Annotated in this window: 15 protein-coding genes; 13 read left to right on the top strand and 2 right to left on the bottom strand. The window is 56.1% G+C overall.

Annotated elements, in window-relative coordinates:
• Position 1: 1 nt before the first annotated feature.
• From M6D89_RS06105 to M6D89_RS17375, 6 genes are all read left to right on the top strand, one after another.
• Positions 2 to 787 carry an amidohydrolase gene (locus tag M6D89_RS06105; protein WP_253967138.1) on the top strand — a complete coding sequence of 262 codons (786 nt, stop codon included), beginning with the start codon at positions 2 to 4 and terminating at the stop codon, positions 785 to 787.
• A 38-nt stretch (positions 788 to 825) separates the two neighbouring features.
• Positions 826 to 1590 (top strand): rhamnogalacturonan acetylesterase, encoded by a 765-nt coding sequence (locus M6D89_RS06100; RefSeq protein WP_253967137.1) that lies wholly within the window; start codon positions 826 to 828, stop codon positions 1588 to 1590.
• Positions 1591 to 1770: 180 nt separating this feature from the next.
• Entirely contained in the window at positions 1771 to 2745 is a 975-nt protein-coding gene (locus tag M6D89_RS06095; protein WP_253967136.1) for a MipA/OmpV family protein, read from the top strand.
• Between the two features lie 46 nt (positions 2746 to 2791).
• Positions 2792 to 3148 (top strand): DUF3019 domain-containing protein, encoded by a 357-nt coding sequence (locus M6D89_RS06090; RefSeq protein ID WP_253967135.1) that lies wholly within the window; start codon positions 2792 to 2794, stop codon positions 3146 to 3148.
• Positions 3148 to 3834 (top strand): winged helix-turn-helix domain-containing protein, encoded by a 687-nt coding sequence (locus M6D89_RS06085; RefSeq protein WP_253967134.1) that lies wholly within the window; start codon positions 3148 to 3150, stop codon positions 3832 to 3834. The genes M6D89_RS06090 and M6D89_RS06085 overlap by 1 nt, the downstream gene beginning before the upstream one ends.
• A gap of 6 nt (positions 3835 to 3840) precedes the next feature.
• Positions 3841 to 5142 (top strand): ATP-binding protein, encoded by a 1302-nt coding sequence (locus tag M6D89_RS17375; RefSeq protein ID WP_253967133.1) that lies wholly within the window; start codon positions 3841 to 3843, stop codon positions 5140 to 5142.
• Positions 5143 to 5149: 7 nt separating this feature from the next.
• Here the strand turns inward: M6D89_RS17375 and M6D89_RS06075 are convergent, their stop codons facing one another.
• Positions 5150 to 5839, bottom strand: coding sequence for a TIGR04219 family outer membrane beta-barrel protein (locus tag M6D89_RS06075; RefSeq protein WP_253967132.1), 690 nt, complete (start codon positions 5837 to 5839; stop codon positions 5150 to 5152).
• Positions 5840 to 5896: 57 nt separating this feature from the next.
• Positions 5897 to 6778: a LysR family transcriptional regulator gene (locus M6D89_RS06070; protein WP_253967131.1), complete on the bottom strand. Its 882-nt coding sequence runs from the start codon at positions 6776 to 6778 to the stop codon at positions 5897 to 5899.
• Positions 6779 to 6910: 132 nt separating this feature from the next.
• Between M6D89_RS06070 and leuC the strand changes: the two genes are divergently transcribed.
• From leuC to M6D89_RS06035, 7 genes are all read left to right on the top strand, one after another.
• Positions 6911 to 8338 carry a 3-isopropylmalate dehydratase large subunit gene (gene leuC / locus M6D89_RS06065; protein ID WP_253967130.1) on the top strand — a complete coding sequence of 476 codons (1428 nt, stop codon included), beginning with the start codon at positions 6911 to 6913 and terminating at the stop codon, positions 8336 to 8338.
• 12 nt (positions 8339 to 8350) lie between these two features.
• Positions 8351 to 9001 (top strand): 3-isopropylmalate dehydratase small subunit, encoded by a 651-nt coding sequence (gene leuD / locus M6D89_RS06060; protein WP_253967129.1) that lies wholly within the window; start codon positions 8351 to 8353, stop codon positions 8999 to 9001.
• Positions 9002 to 9022: 21 nt separating this feature from the next.
• A complete protein-coding gene (gene leuB / locus M6D89_RS06055) occupies positions 9023 to 10096 on the top strand; it encodes a 3-isopropylmalate dehydrogenase (protein ID WP_253967128.1) in 1074 nt (357 codons plus the stop codon).
• A gap of 112 nt (positions 10097 to 10208) precedes the next feature.
• Positions 10209 to 11318 (top strand): aspartate-semialdehyde dehydrogenase, encoded by a 1110-nt coding sequence (asd, locus tag M6D89_RS06050; RefSeq protein ID WP_253967127.1) that lies wholly within the window; start codon positions 10209 to 10211, stop codon positions 11316 to 11318.
• Between the two features lie 309 nt (positions 11319 to 11627).
• Complete coding sequence (locus M6D89_RS06045) at positions 11628 to 14759, top strand: FimV/HubP family polar landmark protein (RefSeq protein WP_253967126.1); 3132 nt, start codon at positions 11628 to 11630, stop codon at positions 14757 to 14759.
• Positions 14760 to 14887: 128 nt separating this feature from the next.
• Positions 14888 to 15694, top strand: a complete 807-nt coding sequence (truA, locus tag M6D89_RS06040; protein WP_418930352.1) for a tRNA pseudouridine(38-40) synthase TruA — start codon at positions 14888 to 14890, stop codon at positions 15692 to 15694.
• Between the two features lie 66 nt (positions 15695 to 15760).
• On the top strand, positions 15761 to 16396 hold the full coding sequence (locus M6D89_RS06035) for a phosphoribosylanthranilate isomerase (RefSeq protein ID WP_253967124.1): 636 nt from the start codon (positions 15761 to 15763) through the stop codon (positions 16394 to 16396).
• The last annotated feature ends 3 nt before the right edge of the window (positions 16397 to 16399 follow it).

Raw genomic sequence — 16399 nt, 5'->3', positions numbered from 1 at the left:
TATGAATGATCTGACCGTTACTCTGCTGCAGAGCGATATAACGAGCGACGACCCAGACGCGAATCTGCGCCAGCTGGACGCGATGCTGGCGCAAGCGGGGGAGTTTGATCTGGCGGTTTTACCCGAAGTGTTTACCACCGGCTTTCATCCCCGGGCCCGGCAGCACGCCGAAGTCATGGGCGGGCGAGCATGCCAATGGTTAGAGCGCCAAAGTGCAAACCACAGCGCGGCAGTGACCGGTTCGGTGGTTATGGAACAGGGTGGTGGGCACTACAACCGTATGCTGTGGGCCGAGCCGGTCTCCGACCCCGATACGGCTTTAGATTACTACGATAAGCGCCATCTGTTTCGTATGGCCGGCGAGCACGAGCGCTACCGCGAGGGGACGCGGCGTGTGGTGAAGAATTATCGACAGTGGCGCTTTCTGCTCCAGGTGTGCTACGACCTGCGTTTTCCCGTTTTTAGCCGCAATCAGGGTGATTACGACGTTATTATTTACGTGGCTAATTGGCCCGAGGCCCGTCATGATCACTGGGTAAGCTTGTTAAAATCCCGTGCCATCGAGAATTTAAGCTATGTAATTGGGGTGAATCGCGCGGGCGTGGATGCCTATGATCAAGCCTACGCCGGTGGCAGCCAGGTGATTGCGCCCACCGGCGAAGTTGTCGCCGAGCTCGGCCGCGAGAGTGGGACTCTCAAAGCGGTACTAAACGCCAAGCTATTGCAGGCCTATCGCGAGCGCTTTCCCGCCCACCTTGATGCGGACCGGTTTTCCCTGCAAGATTAAGCCTTTAAAAACGTTTAACGATAAGAAAAGGTATGCCTATGATTCGCAAGCTATTTGCCGCCCTGGCCGTTGTTGCCTCTGCTACCGCCGTCGCCGATGAGCGTCCCACCCACGTATTTATGGCCGGCGATTCCACCATGTCCATTAAGCATGTCAAAGATTACCCGGAAACCGGCTGGGGGGTGCCTTTTGCGTACTTTTTTGACGAAGGTATTGCAGTGGATAACCGCGCGCGCAATGGCCGCAGCACCCGCACTTTTATCGAAGAGGGCATCTGGCAGGGAATTGTGGATGAACTCCAGGCGGGCGATTATGTGATTATTCAATTTGGCCACAATGATCAGTCCGAGCACAAAAAAGATCGCTACACGCCCCCCGAGACTTACCAAGCCAACCTGAAACGCTTCATTGCCGATGTCAAAAAGGCGGGCGCCTCGCCGCTTCTTATGACCCCGGTGACCCGTCGCTATTTTAATGATCAGGGGCAGATCGAGCCCACCCACAACGGCTATGACCAATTGGTTCGCGAAGTGGCTGAGCAGACCGGGGTGTTTTTTGTGGATATGGAAGCGGTCACCCGCGCCTACTTCACCGATATGGGCGACGAGCTATCCAAGCTGCGCTTTATGCACATTGGCCCGGACTTGCACCCCAACTACCCCATAGGTGTTACTGACGATACCCACTTTAATCATTTGGGAGCCCGCGAAGTGGCGCAGCTGGTATTAAGCGAGCTTAAAAAACAGCAGCATCCTCTGGCCAAGCGTCTGCGCGTGCCCGACCCCAAGCACCTGAGACAGTAAGCGGTAACAAACTGTTACAAAAAGTGCGGCGCCAAGCGTGGCCATGGCGCCCGCAACTTTTTATAGTGAGAGGTTATGGGCCTGTTTTCCTTGTCGACAGTTGCAATCAAATTGTCGTTGGGCCCTTTATCAACCTGGGTGATACTTTTGTTTAAACGCTTTCGACCATGTCTCGTCTTATTGCTTACTCTTCTTTGGGCGTTGCAGGCTGCTGGCGCCGAAGAGGCTTACTGCGAGCAAAATCCCGATGACTGTATGGCAGTGGGTAGCTGGCAGTTTTCCGTGGGCCTGGGTCTCGGGGTGCGAACCAATCCGCTCTATGATGGCGACGACATCCCGCTGGTGCTTCTGCCCGAAATCAGTTACTACGGCGAGCGTTTTTTCCTCGATACGACCTCCCTCGGCTTTACTCTGGTCGAAACTCCCGCTCACATGCTCAATGCGGTGGCAACCTTGGGGTTGGAGCAAATGTATTTCAATGATCTGAGTCTGGGCAATTTTGTGCTTGAGGGCACCGGGGGCGGCTTTAATGTCGGCGGTTTGGTCAGCTCCGGCTCTCTCGGTAACGGTGCTGAAAACCTGGATATGAACGTTCCCCGGGATGAAACTATTACTCCCAACACCACCGATAAAGACGGCCCTAACGAGTTTTTTCATAAAACCATGAACTCGCCCCCAGCGCCTGTGGGCGATGCGGTAACCTTAAATGATATCGGCAAACGCCGTATGGCGGTGTTAGGGGGGCTTGAGTACGCTTACTACCGGGGCCGCACGGCCTTTAGTGTGCAGCTGTTGCAGGATGTTTCCGGTGTGCACAAAGGTCAGGAAGTCCGGGCCGGGGTGGATTATCGTCTAGCGCTTGAGCGCAATAGGTTTACTTTTGCCGGCGGAGCCGTGTGGCAGTCCGATCAGTTTGTCGACTATTACTATGGTTTGGATGAGTCGGATGTGGGCGAGAATTCATCGCTGTATTATCGGGGCGAGGCCAGCGTGACGCCCTTTGTCCGGCTCGACTGGATTCGGCCTATTACTCCGCAATGGACCTTTCAGGCAACGGTGCATAATAAGTGGTTGGGAGGAGGGATTACTGAGAGCCCCATGGTGGACAAAGGCACGTCGGCGACGGTTTTTGTGGGAGGGGTTTACCATTTCTAACCGCTGCACACGGATGTTGTTGGGAGCTTGGCTGAGCAGTGCCTGTTTGTCGGCGAGTGGGGCGCCCAAGGGGGCGCTGGTGGAGCTGCAGGTGCGTCCCAGCTTGTGTATTTTAAAGGCGGGTGAAGACAACTGCCGCGACCAGATTACCATTAGCTGGCAGGCCGAAGAGCCGTTTACCGTGTGCCTATACGCTTCCGGTGAGGCCGCGCCTCTGCGCTGTTGGGAGAATTCGCGCTCGGGTCGACATGCCTCAAGCCTGGAGGCTCGCGATGATATACGTTTTCAACTGATCGATGCGGCGCAAAACCCGTCCCGGGTTCTTGCCTCGGGAGAATTTGAAGTGGTGGCGCAAACCCAGCGCTACCGTCGTCGCCGACGTAACCCCTGGAGCTTTTTTTAATGAGTGTGGTGCTATTAGCCGAAGACGATGAGCGTCTCGCAACGCTGGTGCAGGATTATTTGCAAGCCCATGGACTTACCGTTGTTGTTGAGTCCCATGGTTTACAGGTGGGAAGGCAAGTGCAGGGGTTGCAACCGGATCTGCTGATTTTGGATTTGAACTTGCCCGGTAAAGACGGCATTAGCATTTGCAAGGATGTCCGCGCGCACTACGAGGGACCCATTTTAATGCTAACCGCCCGCGACGCCGATGCCGATCAGGTGCTGGGGCTGGAAGTGGGCGCTGACGATTACGTGGTAAAACCCGCCGAGCCAAGAGTATTGTTGGCGCGCATACAAGCGCTTTTGCGGCGCGCCAACCGCGTCCCGGAAGACAGTGACGAAGTTTCCGTGGGCGGTTTGCACATTCGCACCCGCGCGCGTGAAGTGAGTTTGCACGAGCAGCCGGTGCACTTGTCCAGTCACGAATTTGATCTGTTATTAACCTTGGCGCGTCAGCCCGGCAAAGTGATGAGTCGGGAGTACTTGTTTACCACGATTTGCAATCGCCCCTACGATGGCTTGGACCGCACCGTGGATGTACGGGTATCGCATCTGCGTAAAAAACTGGGCGATAACAGTGAGGCTCCCACCCGTATCAAGACCGTTTGGGGGCGGGGTTATATGCTGGTAGAAGACGCTTGGTAAGCCCAGGTGCTTAAACGGACTTTTATCACGCTCTACGCCGCAGTGGTGCTTTCCATTATGTTGGCGGGTTGGGGGTTGGACAAGCTCTATGCTAACGCCGGTGGCCAGGATCCGCTCACCGACCTGGAGCAGGCTTTTATCGCCCAGTTGTCGCAGGGGGCCCAGGCCCAACCGCAAAAACAGCGCAAAGTCTGGGTGGAGCGACAGCTGAATACACTAAAGTTGGACGGTCGGGTTTATCACCGCGAGGATCTGGCGGACAGTGAAATGGCACAACAGGTGTTTGCCGGTAAGCCCCAGTGGGTGGAAGGCGAAAACCAGCGCGAGCTTTATACCCTGGTTCCCGGCACATCGTTATTACTACGTGTAGAACTGCCTAAAGCGGCGCAAAGTCGCTGGTACGGGGTTTACTTGGCCCTGTTTTATTTGTTTTTAGCCCTGGTGATTTATTTGTGGGTCTGGCCCCTGGTTCGCGATTTGCGATCCCTGCAGGCACAGGCCCAGCAGTTTGGGCGCGCCGCAGCGGCGGGTAAGCGCATTAGTCTGAGTGGGCGCTCACCGGTCTATCAATTATCTCTCGAGTTTAACCGCATGCAATCGCGCATCGACGAGCTGTTGGCCAGCTACAAGGAGATGACTTACGCGGTATCTCACGAGTTGCGAACCCCGCTGGCACGGATGAAGTTTGCGTTGGAAATTGCTCAGGATAGTCAGGATGCGCAAACCGTGGCGCGGCAGCTGTCGAATGTGCGCGACGACGTTAATGATATGGATGCGTTGATCAATCAGCTATTGGGCTATGCGGGCTTTGAGGCCCAGTCTCAGCAGTTGGTGTTGCAGGCCGAGCCTGCAGGCGCCCTCATTGATATGGCTCGAGAGATGAGCGAGCGGTTGCGCCAGCGTCACCCTCGGATAACCTTTACATTTGCTAATGCCCTGGCCGAGCATCCGCTGTTTTGTGAGTGGCACTTAATGGAGCGGGTGCTGCAAAATTTGCTGGGTAACGCCGTGCGCTATGCCGAAGGGCAGGTGTGGGTGCAATTAAGCGCTAACGAGTCGGGTTACTGCCTGGCGGTTGAAGACGATGGACCCGGCATTGCGCCGGCCGACCGCGCGCGGGTGTTTGACAGTTTCACTCGTCTTAAACAATTGCCGGGCAAAGATACTAAGGGTTTTGGTTTGGGACTCGCGATTGTCAATCGGATTATCAGTTGGCACAACGGCGAGGTGCGAGCCTGTGAGCCCAAGCGTCTAACCGGTGCGCGCTTTGAATGTCGTTGGCCCGCACCTGCCGAGACAAAACTTTGATGCGCAATTAAAAGGCGAATGCCAGGCCCGCATAGGGGCCGCGCATGCCCAAGTCGCTCCCCGCACCTTTGTCAGCCTCAAACGCGAAATTCCGGTAGCCGACATCCAGGCCCAAATCCAGCACGGCGTCGAATAAATAGCGTGCATAGACAGTGTAATCAACGATTTTATAGTCTTGAAAGTCGGTCCCACTAAGCTCGACACCGGCTCTCCAGCCCACAAACGGCAAATCAGACTCAAGCCTGGCGTAGGCCATAGGAAGGAGCTGATTGATGTGGGTGTGTTGCTCTTGCGTGGCGGTATCGGTGTTCAGGCCGCCGTTAATATAGCGCAGGGAAAGTCCCAAATCGATTCGCCCCCAGCTGTCCAGCACCCGGTAGTAGGCGGTCGCGTCGATATGGCTTAAATCTATCTTGGCATCGCTGACGGTGACTGGGTCTAAGCGCACAGCGCGGGTGCTGTCAATTTGCGTGTAGGCGAGCCGCACATAGGGGAATTTGGGGTAGGCGTGCTGCACCGCCACATCGATAAACCGGCTGGTTTCGTCGTCAAAGCCTAAGTCGTGGGTGTTTGCACCATTTAGCTCGCCGCTGTAATCGACCCGCCACAATCCCGCCTTGCCACTGACGGTATAGTCATCGGCAAAACTGGTGAGGGGCAAGGTCAAAAGTAAGGCAAGTGCGATTCGTAAATCCATATAAAAGCCTATGGCAAAAGTCTGAGAGGGGCAGAATCAAAGGCGGATTTAATCATATCATCGCCGCTGATGCTGTGAATGAGATTTTAACAATTGTAAAAAGATTCGCCCGGCGTTACTCAGGCTGCGGTCGCGGTGAGTGACGGCCCCCAGCTCGCGGTGCATGGGTTTTACCTGAGTAAAGACCTCGCGCAAATCCGGGTCGAGCATTTGCCGGGGTAAGACGCCCCAACCGAGTCCGATGGACACCATCATTTTGATGGTGTCCAGATGGTTGGTCACCATATGAATCTTCAGGGGCAGCCGCGAGCGATCAAACAGTTGCTGCACTCGTTGCGTGGTGTAAGTGCTGCTATCGGGCAAAATGGCCTGGAACTCAGTGAGGCTGGCCAGTTGCACCCGGCGCCCGGCCAGGGGGTGATTTTCAGCCACGGCAAAGCACAAATCGTCATGCCATATGGGGGCGCTATCGATCTGGCGGGGCAGGGTGTCGGGTAAGGTGATTACCCCTAAGTCAAACTCGCCCTGCAGCACCGCCTGCATCGCTTTTTCAGAGTCTAAAAAGTGCAAATCCAACACCACGTCCGGGTGCTCGCGGCTAAAGTCACTCAGTACCGGGGGTAAGCGGTGCAGGCCTATATGGTGGCTGGTGGCGATGCTCAGGGTGCCGCCCACGGTGCCGGTTAAATCTGCCAGGGCGCGCTCGGCGGCCTGTAGATTTTGCGCAATAGTGCGGGCGTGGGGCAGCAAAACCTTGCCCGCCTGGCTAAGTTGTATCTGCTTGCCCACGCGGTCGAAAAGTTGCTCGCCCACATTTTGCTCCAGCGCGGCGATGCGTTTACTGATCGCCGGTTGAGTCAAGTGCAGACGCGCCGAGGCGGCGGAGAAAGACCCGCTCTCGGCCACGGCGATAAAGGTAAGCAGTTGTTGGCTGTCCATAAACCTATTTTACGTATTCCTAAAGGGAATGGATAGCATAAAAAATATAAATTTGTTTTATTTTTGGGGCAGGGCTAGTATGACCTCACACCGTGAAAAGCGAATGGCGCTACAGCCATCAGAGAGGAAAAGATGTCAGCGAGAACTCTTTACGACAAGTTGTGGGATGCCCACCTTGTGCAACAGCGCGACGACGGCTCGGCGCTTATTTATATTGACCGTCACATCGTTCACGAAGTGACTTCGCCCCAGGCCTTTGAAGGTCTGCGTTTGGCTGGCCGCAAACCTTGGCGGGTGGACTCTGTACTGGCAACGCCCGACCACAATGTGCCCACTACCGTAAAAGAGCGGGCTTCGGGGATCAGTGGTATTGAAGATCCGGTGTCGTTGATTCAGGTGCAAACTCTGGACGATAACTGCGATGAATTCGGTATTGTGGAATACAAAATCAACGATCAGCGCCAGGGTATTGTGCATGTGATCGGCCCCGAGTCGGGCGCCTGTTTGCCGGGTATGACCATTGTCTGCGGCGATTCGCACACCGCCACCAATGGCGCCTTGGGCGCTCTCGCCCACGGTATTGGTACCAGCGAGGTAGAGCATGTATTAGCCACCCAAACCCTGGTGGCCAAAAAAATGAAAAATATGCTGATCCGTGTGGACGGCGAATTGGCAGACGGCGTGACCCCCAAAGACGTGGTCTTGGCGATTATCGCCAAAATCGGCACCGCCGGTGGGACCGGCTATGCGGTAGAGTTTGGCGGCGATGTGTTCCGCGCCATGAGCATGGAAGGGCGCATGACCGTGTGCAACATGGCCATTGAAGCCGGTGCCCGCGCGGGCATGGTCGCGGTGGATGATATCACCATCGATTATGTGAAAGATCGCGCCTATGCCCCCAAAGGCGAGGTGTGGGAGCGCGCGGTCGAAGCTTGGCGCGATTTGAAATCTGATGAAGGCGCCCACTTTGACGAAGTAGTCGTGTTAAACGGCGCCGATATTATGCCCCAGGTGAGCTGGGGGACGTCGCCCGAGATGGTGGTGGGGGTGCACGATAATGTACCCGACCCGGCGGCAGAAAGTGACGCCGTTAAGCGCGAAGGCATGAAACGGGCCCTGGAGTATATGGGCTTAAACGCCGGTCAACCTATTGCCGACATTAAGCTCGACCGCGTATTTATCGGCTCTTGCACCAACTCGCGCATTGAAGATATCCGCGCTGCCGCAGAGGTGGTCAAAGGTCGCCAAAAAGCCGATAGCGTCAAGCAGGCGATGGTGGTGCCGGGTTCGGGCTTGGTCAAAGCACAGGCAGAAGCCGAGGGCCTGGATAAGATTTTCGTCGAGGCGGGGTTTGAATGGCGCGAACCCGGCTGTTCCATGTGCCTTGCCATGAACGCCGATAAGCTGGGCGCGGGTGAGCACTGCGCCTCCACGTCAAACCGCAACTTTGAAGGGCGCCAGGGTTATGGCGGACGCACTCATTTGGTCAGCCCGGCCATGGCCGCTGCTGCCGGTGTCGCCGGTCACTTTGTCGATGTTCGCGAATTTGTGCGCACTTAAACGGGAGCTATTATGAAGCCTTTTACTCAAGTAACCGGCGTTGTCGCCCCTATGGATCGCGCCAATGTCGACACGGATATGATTATCCCCAAGCAGTTTTTAAAATCTATTAAGCGCACCGGGTTTGGTAAAAATCTGTTTGATGAGTTGCGCTACTTGGATGTGGGTCAACCGGATCAGGATTGTTCGGGCCGTCCGCTCAATGAGGACTTTCCGCTCAATCAGGCGCGCTACCAGGGTGCGGAAATTTTGCTGACCCGTAAAAACTTTGGCTGTGGCTCATCGCGCGAGCACGCTCCCTGGGCGTTGGATGATTACGGCTTTCGCTGCATTATCGCCCCGAGCTTTGCGGATATTTTTTACAACAACTGCTTCAAAAATGGTTTGTTGCCGCTGGTGTTAAGCGAGGAGATTGTCGAGCAGTTGTTTCAGCAAATGTATCAAACCGAGGGTTACCAGCTGACAGTAGATTTGCAAAACCAGCAGGTGATCACCCCCGAGGGACAGGCGTTCGATTTTGAAATTGACGAGTTTCGCAAGCACTGTTTGTTAAACGGTCTGGACGATATTGGTCTAACCCTGGAACAAGCCGATGCGATTAAAGCGTATGAAGCTAAGCGTCGCGAGACGGCCCCCTGGTTATTTGACGCGGTAAAAAATTAATTTTTGCGATTAGGAGCAAATGTGTCTAAAAAAATTATGATCTTACCGGGCGATGGTATTGGCCCGGAAATTGTCACCCAGGCCCAGCGCGTGCTGGACGCGGTTAACGAAAAGTTTTCTCTGAATTTGTCGTTTGTTGAGGAGCTGATTGGCGGCGCCTCGATTGATAAACACGGCGAGCCGTTAACCGATGCGGCGGTCGAAAACGCCCGCAGTTGCGACGCCATTTTGCTGGGCGCCGTGGGTGGCCCCAAGTGGGATACCATCGACCGTGCCATTCGTCCCGAGCGCGGCTTGCTAAAAATTCGCTCGCAGCTCGGCTTGTACGCCAATCTGCGCCCGGCGCTCTTGTACCCGCAGTTGGTCGAGGCCTCAAGCCTTAAGCCCGAGGTGGTATCCGGCCTGGATATTTTAATTGTGCGCGAGTTAACCGGCGGCATTTATTTTGGCGAGCCGCGCGGTATTCGCACCCTGGATAATGGTGAGCGCGAAGGTTTCAACACTTACAAATACAGCGAGAGCGAAATCGAGCGTATCGGTCGCACGGCGTTTGAAATGGCGCGCAAGCGCGGCAAAAAAGTCTGCTCGGTCGACAAGGCCAATGTGTTGGAAGCGACCATTTTGTGGCGCGAAGTGATGGACCGCTTGGCGCCGGAGTATCCGGATGTCGAGTTGTCGCACATGTACGTGGATAACGCCGCAATGCAATTGGTGCGCGCGCCCAAGCAGTTTGATGTAATGGTTACCGGCAATATGTTCGGCGATATCCTGTCTGACGCCGCGGCCATGCTCACCGGTTCCATCGGTATGCTGCCCTCGGCCTCGCTCAATCAAAGCGGGCAGGGCATGTACGAGCCGTGCCACGGCAGTGCGCCGGATATTGCGGGCCAGGGCATTGCCAATCCGCTGGCCACCATTCTGTCGGCCTCAATGATGCTGCGCTATTCGTTGGGCATGAATGAGGCGGCCGATGCCATCGAGAAAGCGGTGGGTAAGGTGCTGGATCAGGGCTTGCGCACGGCGGATATCGCCACCGGAGGCACCACTAAAGTGTCCACCTCAGCTATGGGCGACGCGGTATTGGCGGCGCTGTAAAACGGTGGTCAATTTGCAGCCAGCGGCTGTTTGCGGCAAGATATATAGCGCTTGAAGCGGAGCTCACAAGGCCCGGGGAGAGCGTTAATTCACTTAACTAGAGAGTTATGTAATGAAAGTAGGTTTTGTAGGTTGGCGCGGTATGGTCGGCTCTGTCCTGATGGAGCGCATGCAGGCGGAAAACGATTTCGACGGCATTGAGCCGGTATTTTTCACCACCTCCAATGTGGGTGGCGAAGCGCCCAAGGTGGCCGATGGCTTGCCGCCTCTGAAAGATGCCTACGCTATTGACGATTTAAAACAACTGGATGCAATCATCTCCTGTCAGGGTGGTGATTACACCAAAGCGGTCTTTTCCGATTTGCGCGGTGCCGGCTGGGATGGCTACTGGATTGACGCGGCCTCCAGTCTGCGGATGGATAAAGATTCCATTATCGTGTTGGACCCGGTTAACCTGGATGTGGTGAAAGACGGCCTGGCGCGCGGTGTTAAAAATTACATTGGCGGCAACTGCACTGTCAGCTTGATGCTAATGGGCTTGGGCGGCTTGTTTGCCAATAACCTGGTGGAGTGGGCCACCTCCATGACTTATCAGGCCGCCTCGGGCGCCGGTGCGCGCAACATGCGCGAGCTGATCGAGCAGATGGGCAGCATTCGCGATGGCGTTGCCAGCGAATTGGCCGATCCGGCCTCGGCCATTTTGGAGATCGATCGCAAAGTTGCCGCTACTATGCGTTCGGGCGATTTCCCGGTCGATAACTTTGGTGCGCCACTGGCGGGCAGTGTTCTGCCGTTTATCGATAGCCAGCTGGAAAATGGCCAGAGCCGCGAAGAATGGAAAGCCCAGGCCGAGACCAACAAGATTTTGGGCAACGACGGCAACCCCATCCCGCTGGATGGTACCTGCGTGCGCATCGGTGCCATGCGCTGTCACGCTCAGGCATTGACCGTTAAGTTGAAAAAAGATGTACCGCTGGATGAAATCGAGCAAATGATCGCCGGCCACAACGAGTGGGCCAAAGTGGTCCCCAACGACAAAGAATCCACTTTGCGCGATCTGACGCCTACGGCGGTAACCGGAACTTTAACCGTACCCGTGGGCCGTTTGCGCAAACTGAGCATGGGCGGCGAATACCTTAACGCGTTCACCGTCGGTGATCAGCTGTTGTGGGGGGCGGCCGAACCGCTGCGCCGTATGTTGCGGGTACTGCGCGACGCCTAAGCTTCGCGTTACTCATGCAAAGCCCTGTCTCGCGGTGCGAGGCGGGGCTTTTTTATTTGTTTGGCGGATTATTCTCCATTTTTGTGGAGCCTGGCTCGTTTTTTAGCAAAAAGTTCCCTAAAGCTCGGCCTGTGGGGCATAAGTATTGATAAAAAGCTATTTATAATGAATACTTACGGTCGATAGTGAATATTTATTCGAGGTTTTGGGGCCTCGTTGACAACAAATGGCTAATCACTCGCCGTGATTGACAGGAAGTCACAGAGCCGCGCCGTCGGAAGGCAGGGGAGACAATAAAAGGAAAGTACTATGCATTTTCGTAAGCTGGTATTAATGCTTGGGGTTATGTCGCTGTCCAAGGCGGCATTCGGATTGGGTTTGGGCGATATCGAGCTCAACTCCTCTCTCAACCAGCCGTTAGATGCCCACATTGCACTGGAAGATATGGGGGAGCTCGGCTCCGACCAGATCAAAGTGCAGCTGGGCTCACAGGAAGATTTTGATCGCGCCGGTATCGAGCGCTCGTTCTTCTACTCGCAGCTGCGTTTTAACGTGGTGGGCGTGGACTCCGACGATCCTTTTATTGCGGTCACCAGCCGGGACCCGGTGCGCGAGCCGTTTCTGAGCTTTATTGTCGATGTGCGCTGGACCTCGGGGCGGGTGCTGCGCGAGTACACCCTGCTGCTGGATTTGCCCGCGTTTTCCGACGATGCCGCCGCCCCAGTCGAAGCCTCGGTAACCCCGATTCGTTCACGCACCACCCAGGTCAGCGACAGCGCAGGCTCTGGTAGCCAGAGTTCGGGCAGATCTCAGCCCGCCTCGCTGGGCGAAGGTGAGTATCGCGTTCAAGCCAACGATACCCTCTGGGAGATTGCCCGCGATTTTCAGGCGGGCGGTGTTTCTATCCATCAGACCATGGTGGCTATCCAGCGCGCCAACCCCGATGCCTTTATCAACAACAATATCAACTTGTTGCGCGAAGGGCAGGTGTTGCGCGTACCGGCCACCGACGAGATTCGCTCGCTCTCGCGTCAACAGGCGGTAAGCCAGGTGGCGCAGCAAAACCGCGATTGGTCCGGTGACACCATGGGCGCGCCCCTGGATGCTTCCGGTCGCGACTCTCAGGTTTCGTCTAACCAGGGCGAGGTTGCTGGCCGGGTAAAGTTGTCAGCTCCCGGCACCACAGCTGATTCTGGTGCCTCTCAGGGGGGCGGTTACGGTGAAAACGACGGTGGCGCTCTGGCTCGCGAGTTGGCCGCCACTGAAGAAGAGCTGGAGCGCACCAAAGGTGAGAACTCTGAGTTGCGCTCGCGCGTCGGCGATCTAGAAGAGCAAATCGAGACCATGGAGCGTTTGCTTGAGGTGAGCAATGAGCAGCTGCGCGCCCTGGAATTGAGTGCCAACCAGCAGCAGGACGAGGCGCAAGCCGAGACACCTGCGGCGGCTAACGACGAAGCTGAATCCGAATCCGAGCCCCAGGTCGCAGCGACTGACACCGTGGAGTCTGCCGAGCAGGCTCCCGCAGCTGAAGAGCAACCGGCCGAGCCGGAAGAGAAATCAAAGCCCGTTAATAACGCGTCGACCGTGGTGCGCAGAGCACCCGAGCCCAGCTTTATGGACAAGCTGATGGCCAATATCCACTGGATCGGCCTGGCTCTGCTGGCGTTGATCGTGGGCCTGTTGGTGTTCCTGCGCAAGCGTTCGAGCGCGCAAGAACCGGAAGAAGAGTTTTCCAGCGAGCCGGATGACAGCGCCTTTATGGAGCCCGATGCCAGCGATCTGGAAGCCGATGAAGAGCCTCAAGCTTTCGCCGAAGATGACCTAGAGGCCACTCAAGCCGACGACGAAGTGAGCGCCGAAGCGGAAACCGGTGATGTGGTCGGCGAAGCCGATATTTATATCGCTTACGGTAAGTACGACCAAGCCGAAGAGATGTTGAAAAAGGGTTTGGAGAAAGACCCTGAATCGCTCGCTATTAAGTTGAAGCTGCTCGAGGTTTACGCGGAAAGTGAAAACCTGGAAGCCTTTGATGAGTATTATGGTCAAGTGCTCGCGAGCGGCGACGAAGACGCTATTGCCCGCGCCGCTGATCTGCGCTCTCAGTTCTCCGGTGCTCCCGCCTATGTGGCCGGTGGCACTGTCGCGGCAGCCGGTGCTGTTGCCGCTGAAGCGGGCAGCGATTTACTCGATAGCCATGAGCCCGAGGCTGAAACAGAAGACGTCTATGATCTTGAGGCTCAGACGAATGATCTGGAGTTAGAGGCGGACCAGACAGCTGAGCAAGAGGACGACTTTAGTTTCGATCTGGATGGTTCCGACGAATTGACTCTGGATGATCTGGAAATTGATGACACGGCTGCAGACGCTGGCGCCACTCAACCTGAAGAGTCCAACGAAGAGTTTAGCTTGGATGATGAGTTGACCCTGGATGAAGGGCTCGATTTTGATTTTGCCGACGACGAGAGCGCCGACAAATTAGACGCCGATGATAAAGCGGTCACCGAAGAGGACGACTTGCAGGGTTCGGAAACTCGCTACGATTTGTCGTTTGACGAAGAGCTGGAACCGGCCGCGGACGATCAAGATTTCGATTTTGATCTGGAACTGGAAGACGATAATGCCGCTGAGTCCGTCCAGGAAGAATCCTTGGATGTTAACACCGACCTGCCCAAAGACAGTGCTGACGAGCTCGAGTTAGATGCGATTAGCGATGGCGATGAAGAGCAAACGGTTTCTTTGGGCGATGAAAAACCGCTGTTGGATGAGGACTTGGACTTTTCGTTCGACGAGAGCTTTGAGCCCGAAGACGAGCCCGCCCCCCGCTATGACGAGCCCGAGCCTTATGGTCCTACGGGCGAGTCGCAGGCGGCTGAGGTGGACGACAGCGACGACGTGCCCACCCTGGATTTGACCGACGATGAAGACGACTTCGACTTAGAAAAATCCATGGATGATGTGGATCTGGAGGCTCTCGATCGTGAAATGTCCGATCTGGATGCTCCCGAGTTGGATGCGATCGAGACATCGGAGGCAGAATCACCCGAGGCGTCTGAGCCTGATGCCCAGGCATCCGATGCCGAAACCGCAGAGCCCGAGAGTTTTGATGTTGACGACGATGACGCATTTGATCTCGCATTGGGTGATGTGGACAGCGATCCCGATACCAGCTTGGATCTGGATGAGCAGGATGAGCAAAAGCAGTCCGATTACGAGCTGGATGATCTTCCCACGCCCGAGTCGGTAAACGAAGCTGACGATGACGAGGATCTGGACTTCTTGGCCGATTCTGATGAGGTGGCGACCAAGCTCGATCTGGCGCGCGCTTACATCGATATGGGCGATATGGATGGGGCTCGCGATATTCTGGCGGAAGTGACCGAAGAGGGTGACGACAGTCAGAAGCAAGAGGCCAAAGACCTGTTGGATAAAGTCGACAGCTAATTGAGCTAAAGCTAAAGGGCCTTGTACGCTTGTCGTACAGGGCCTTTTTTTGTTTATAGGAGTCATCTTTGAGTCGGACCTATTCGCGCAACGGCGAAGTTTTTCCCGATACCCCCTGGCCCGAATCTATGCACCGCATCGCCCTGGCCCTTGAGTATCACGGCGGTTCTTTTCGCGGCTTTCAGGTGCAGGCAGGTGAGCTGCCCACGGTGCAGAGGAGTCTGCATTCGGCACTTTCAAAAATTGCCGCCGAGCCGGTCACCCTGGTCTGCGCCGGGCGCACCGATGCCGGTGTTCACGCCACCAATCAAGTCATCCATTTTGATACGCAGGCCCAAAGGCCGGAAAAGGCCTGGACCCGCGGTTTAAAAGCTTATTTGCCCGACGGTATTGGCATTCGCTGGGCGCGCGAAGTGGTGCCCGAGTTTCACGCCCGCTTCAGTGCCCAGGCGCGCACCTACCGCTATTTGATCAGCGATGGTCCCAGTAAGCCCGGTTTGCTACATGATCAGATCACCTGGTCACGCAATCGGCTCGATGTAGAGGCGATGCGCGAGGCGGCGCGGGCGCTGGTGGGCGAGCATGATTTTACTTCCTATCGCGCGGTGCAGTGTCAGGCTAAGTCGCCGGTGCGCCGCATTGAGCATTTGCACCTTGTACGTCGAGGTGAGTTGATTGTGTTAGAGGTGCGAGCGAACGCGTTTTTGCACCATATGGTGCGCAATATTGTGGGCGTACTGATGGCGATTGGTGCCGGGGATAAGCCCGTTAGCTGGGCGCAGGGCGTGCTGGAGGCTCGTGACCGCACAGCCGGTGGCGTGACCGCGCCGCCCTACGGTTTGTATTTGGTCAGGGTGGAGTATGACAAGCGCTTTAATCTACCCGACAGATTGCCCGGCCCTTTGTTTTTCACCGAACCGGTAGGGCAGTTGTGAGGTTCTGACGGCGGGGCAAAATTCTGCTAAAATTCGCTCCTTTGTCAGCGGACGGAGTGGATTCCAGTGACAGCGGCGCGCGTTAAAATTTGTGGTATTACTCGGCTGGATCAGGCCCAGCACGCGGTCGCCGCAGGTGCGGACGCAATTGGCCTGGTGTTTTATCCCCCCAGTCCGCGTGCCGTAACCATTGACAATGCTCGCGCTATTGCCCGCGCCTGCGGTCCCTTTGTGACCAGCGTGGGGCTATTTGTTAACGCTGAGCCCGCGCAAATTGAACAAGTATTGGCGCGGGTGCCGCTGCAGCTATTGCAGTTTCACGGCGACGAGCCCGCCGAGTTTTGTGAGCAATTTGGGCGCCCCTATCTTAAGGCAATACGAATGCGCCCCGAGCTGGATGTGGTTGATGCCATAAGCCGCTACCCCAGCGCCAGCGGTATTTTGCTGGATGCCTACACCCCGGGGGTACCAGGCGGCACCGGCGAGACCTTTGATTGGGCGCGGGTGCCGGCAGCGCCTTCGGTGCCTGTGGTCCTGGCGGGCGGCTTAACACCGGCCAATGTGGCCGAGGCAATCATCCGAACGGGCTGTTATGGCGTAGATGTTAGCGGCGGTGTTGAAGCCGCTGCCGGGGATAAAGACCCGGCCAAAGTCGAGAATTTTATTGTTAATGCCCAACAGGCACATGCGAAAGGTGAGTAAAGC

The sequence above is a fragment of the Gilvimarinus xylanilyticus genome, assembly GCF_024195295.1.
In the GTDB taxonomy this organism is placed as follows: Bacteria; Pseudomonadota; Gammaproteobacteria; order Pseudomonadales; family Cellvibrionaceae; genus Gilvimarinus; species Gilvimarinus xylanilyticus.
Note: the sequence above shows the minus strand (reverse complement) of the source record. Positions and strands in the feature narration are given on the sequence as shown.

Excerpts from the sequence above, each read along its gene's own strand:
- M6D89_RS06085 (WP_253967134.1), top strand. The coding sequence starts at position 3,148 with ATGAGTGTGGTGCTATTAGCCGAAGACGATGAGCGTCTCGCAACGCTG.
- M6D89_RS06105 (WP_253967138.1), top strand. The coding sequence starts at position 2 with ATGAATGATCTGACCGTTACTCTGCTGCAGAGCGATATAACGAGCGAC.
- M6D89_RS06075 (WP_253967132.1), bottom strand. The coding sequence starts at position 5,839 with ATGGATTTACGAATCGCACTTGCCTTACTTTTGACCTTGCCCCTCACC.
- M6D89_RS06045 (WP_253967126.1), top strand. The coding sequence starts at position 11,628 with ATGCATTTTCGTAAGCTGGTATTAATGCTTGGGGTTATGTCGCTGTCC.
- M6D89_RS06070 (WP_253967131.1), bottom strand. The coding sequence starts at position 6,778 with ATGGACAGCCAACAACTGCTTACCTTTATCGCCGTGGCCGAGAGCGGG.
- leuC (WP_253967130.1), top strand. The coding sequence starts at position 6,911 with ATGTCAGCGAGAACTCTTTACGACAAGTTGTGGGATGCCCACCTTGTG.
- asd (WP_253967127.1), top strand. The coding sequence starts at position 10,209 with ATGAAAGTAGGTTTTGTAGGTTGGCGCGGTATGGTCGGCTCTGTCCTG.
- leuD (WP_253967129.1), top strand. The coding sequence starts at position 8,351 with ATGAAGCCTTTTACTCAAGTAACCGGCGTTGTCGCCCCTATGGATCGC.
- truA (WP_418930352.1), top strand. The coding sequence starts at position 14,888 with ATGCACCGCATCGCCCTGGCCCTTGAGTATCACGGCGGTTCTTTTCGC.
- M6D89_RS06100 (WP_253967137.1), top strand. The coding sequence starts at position 826 with ATGATTCGCAAGCTATTTGCCGCCCTGGCCGTTGTTGCCTCTGCTACC.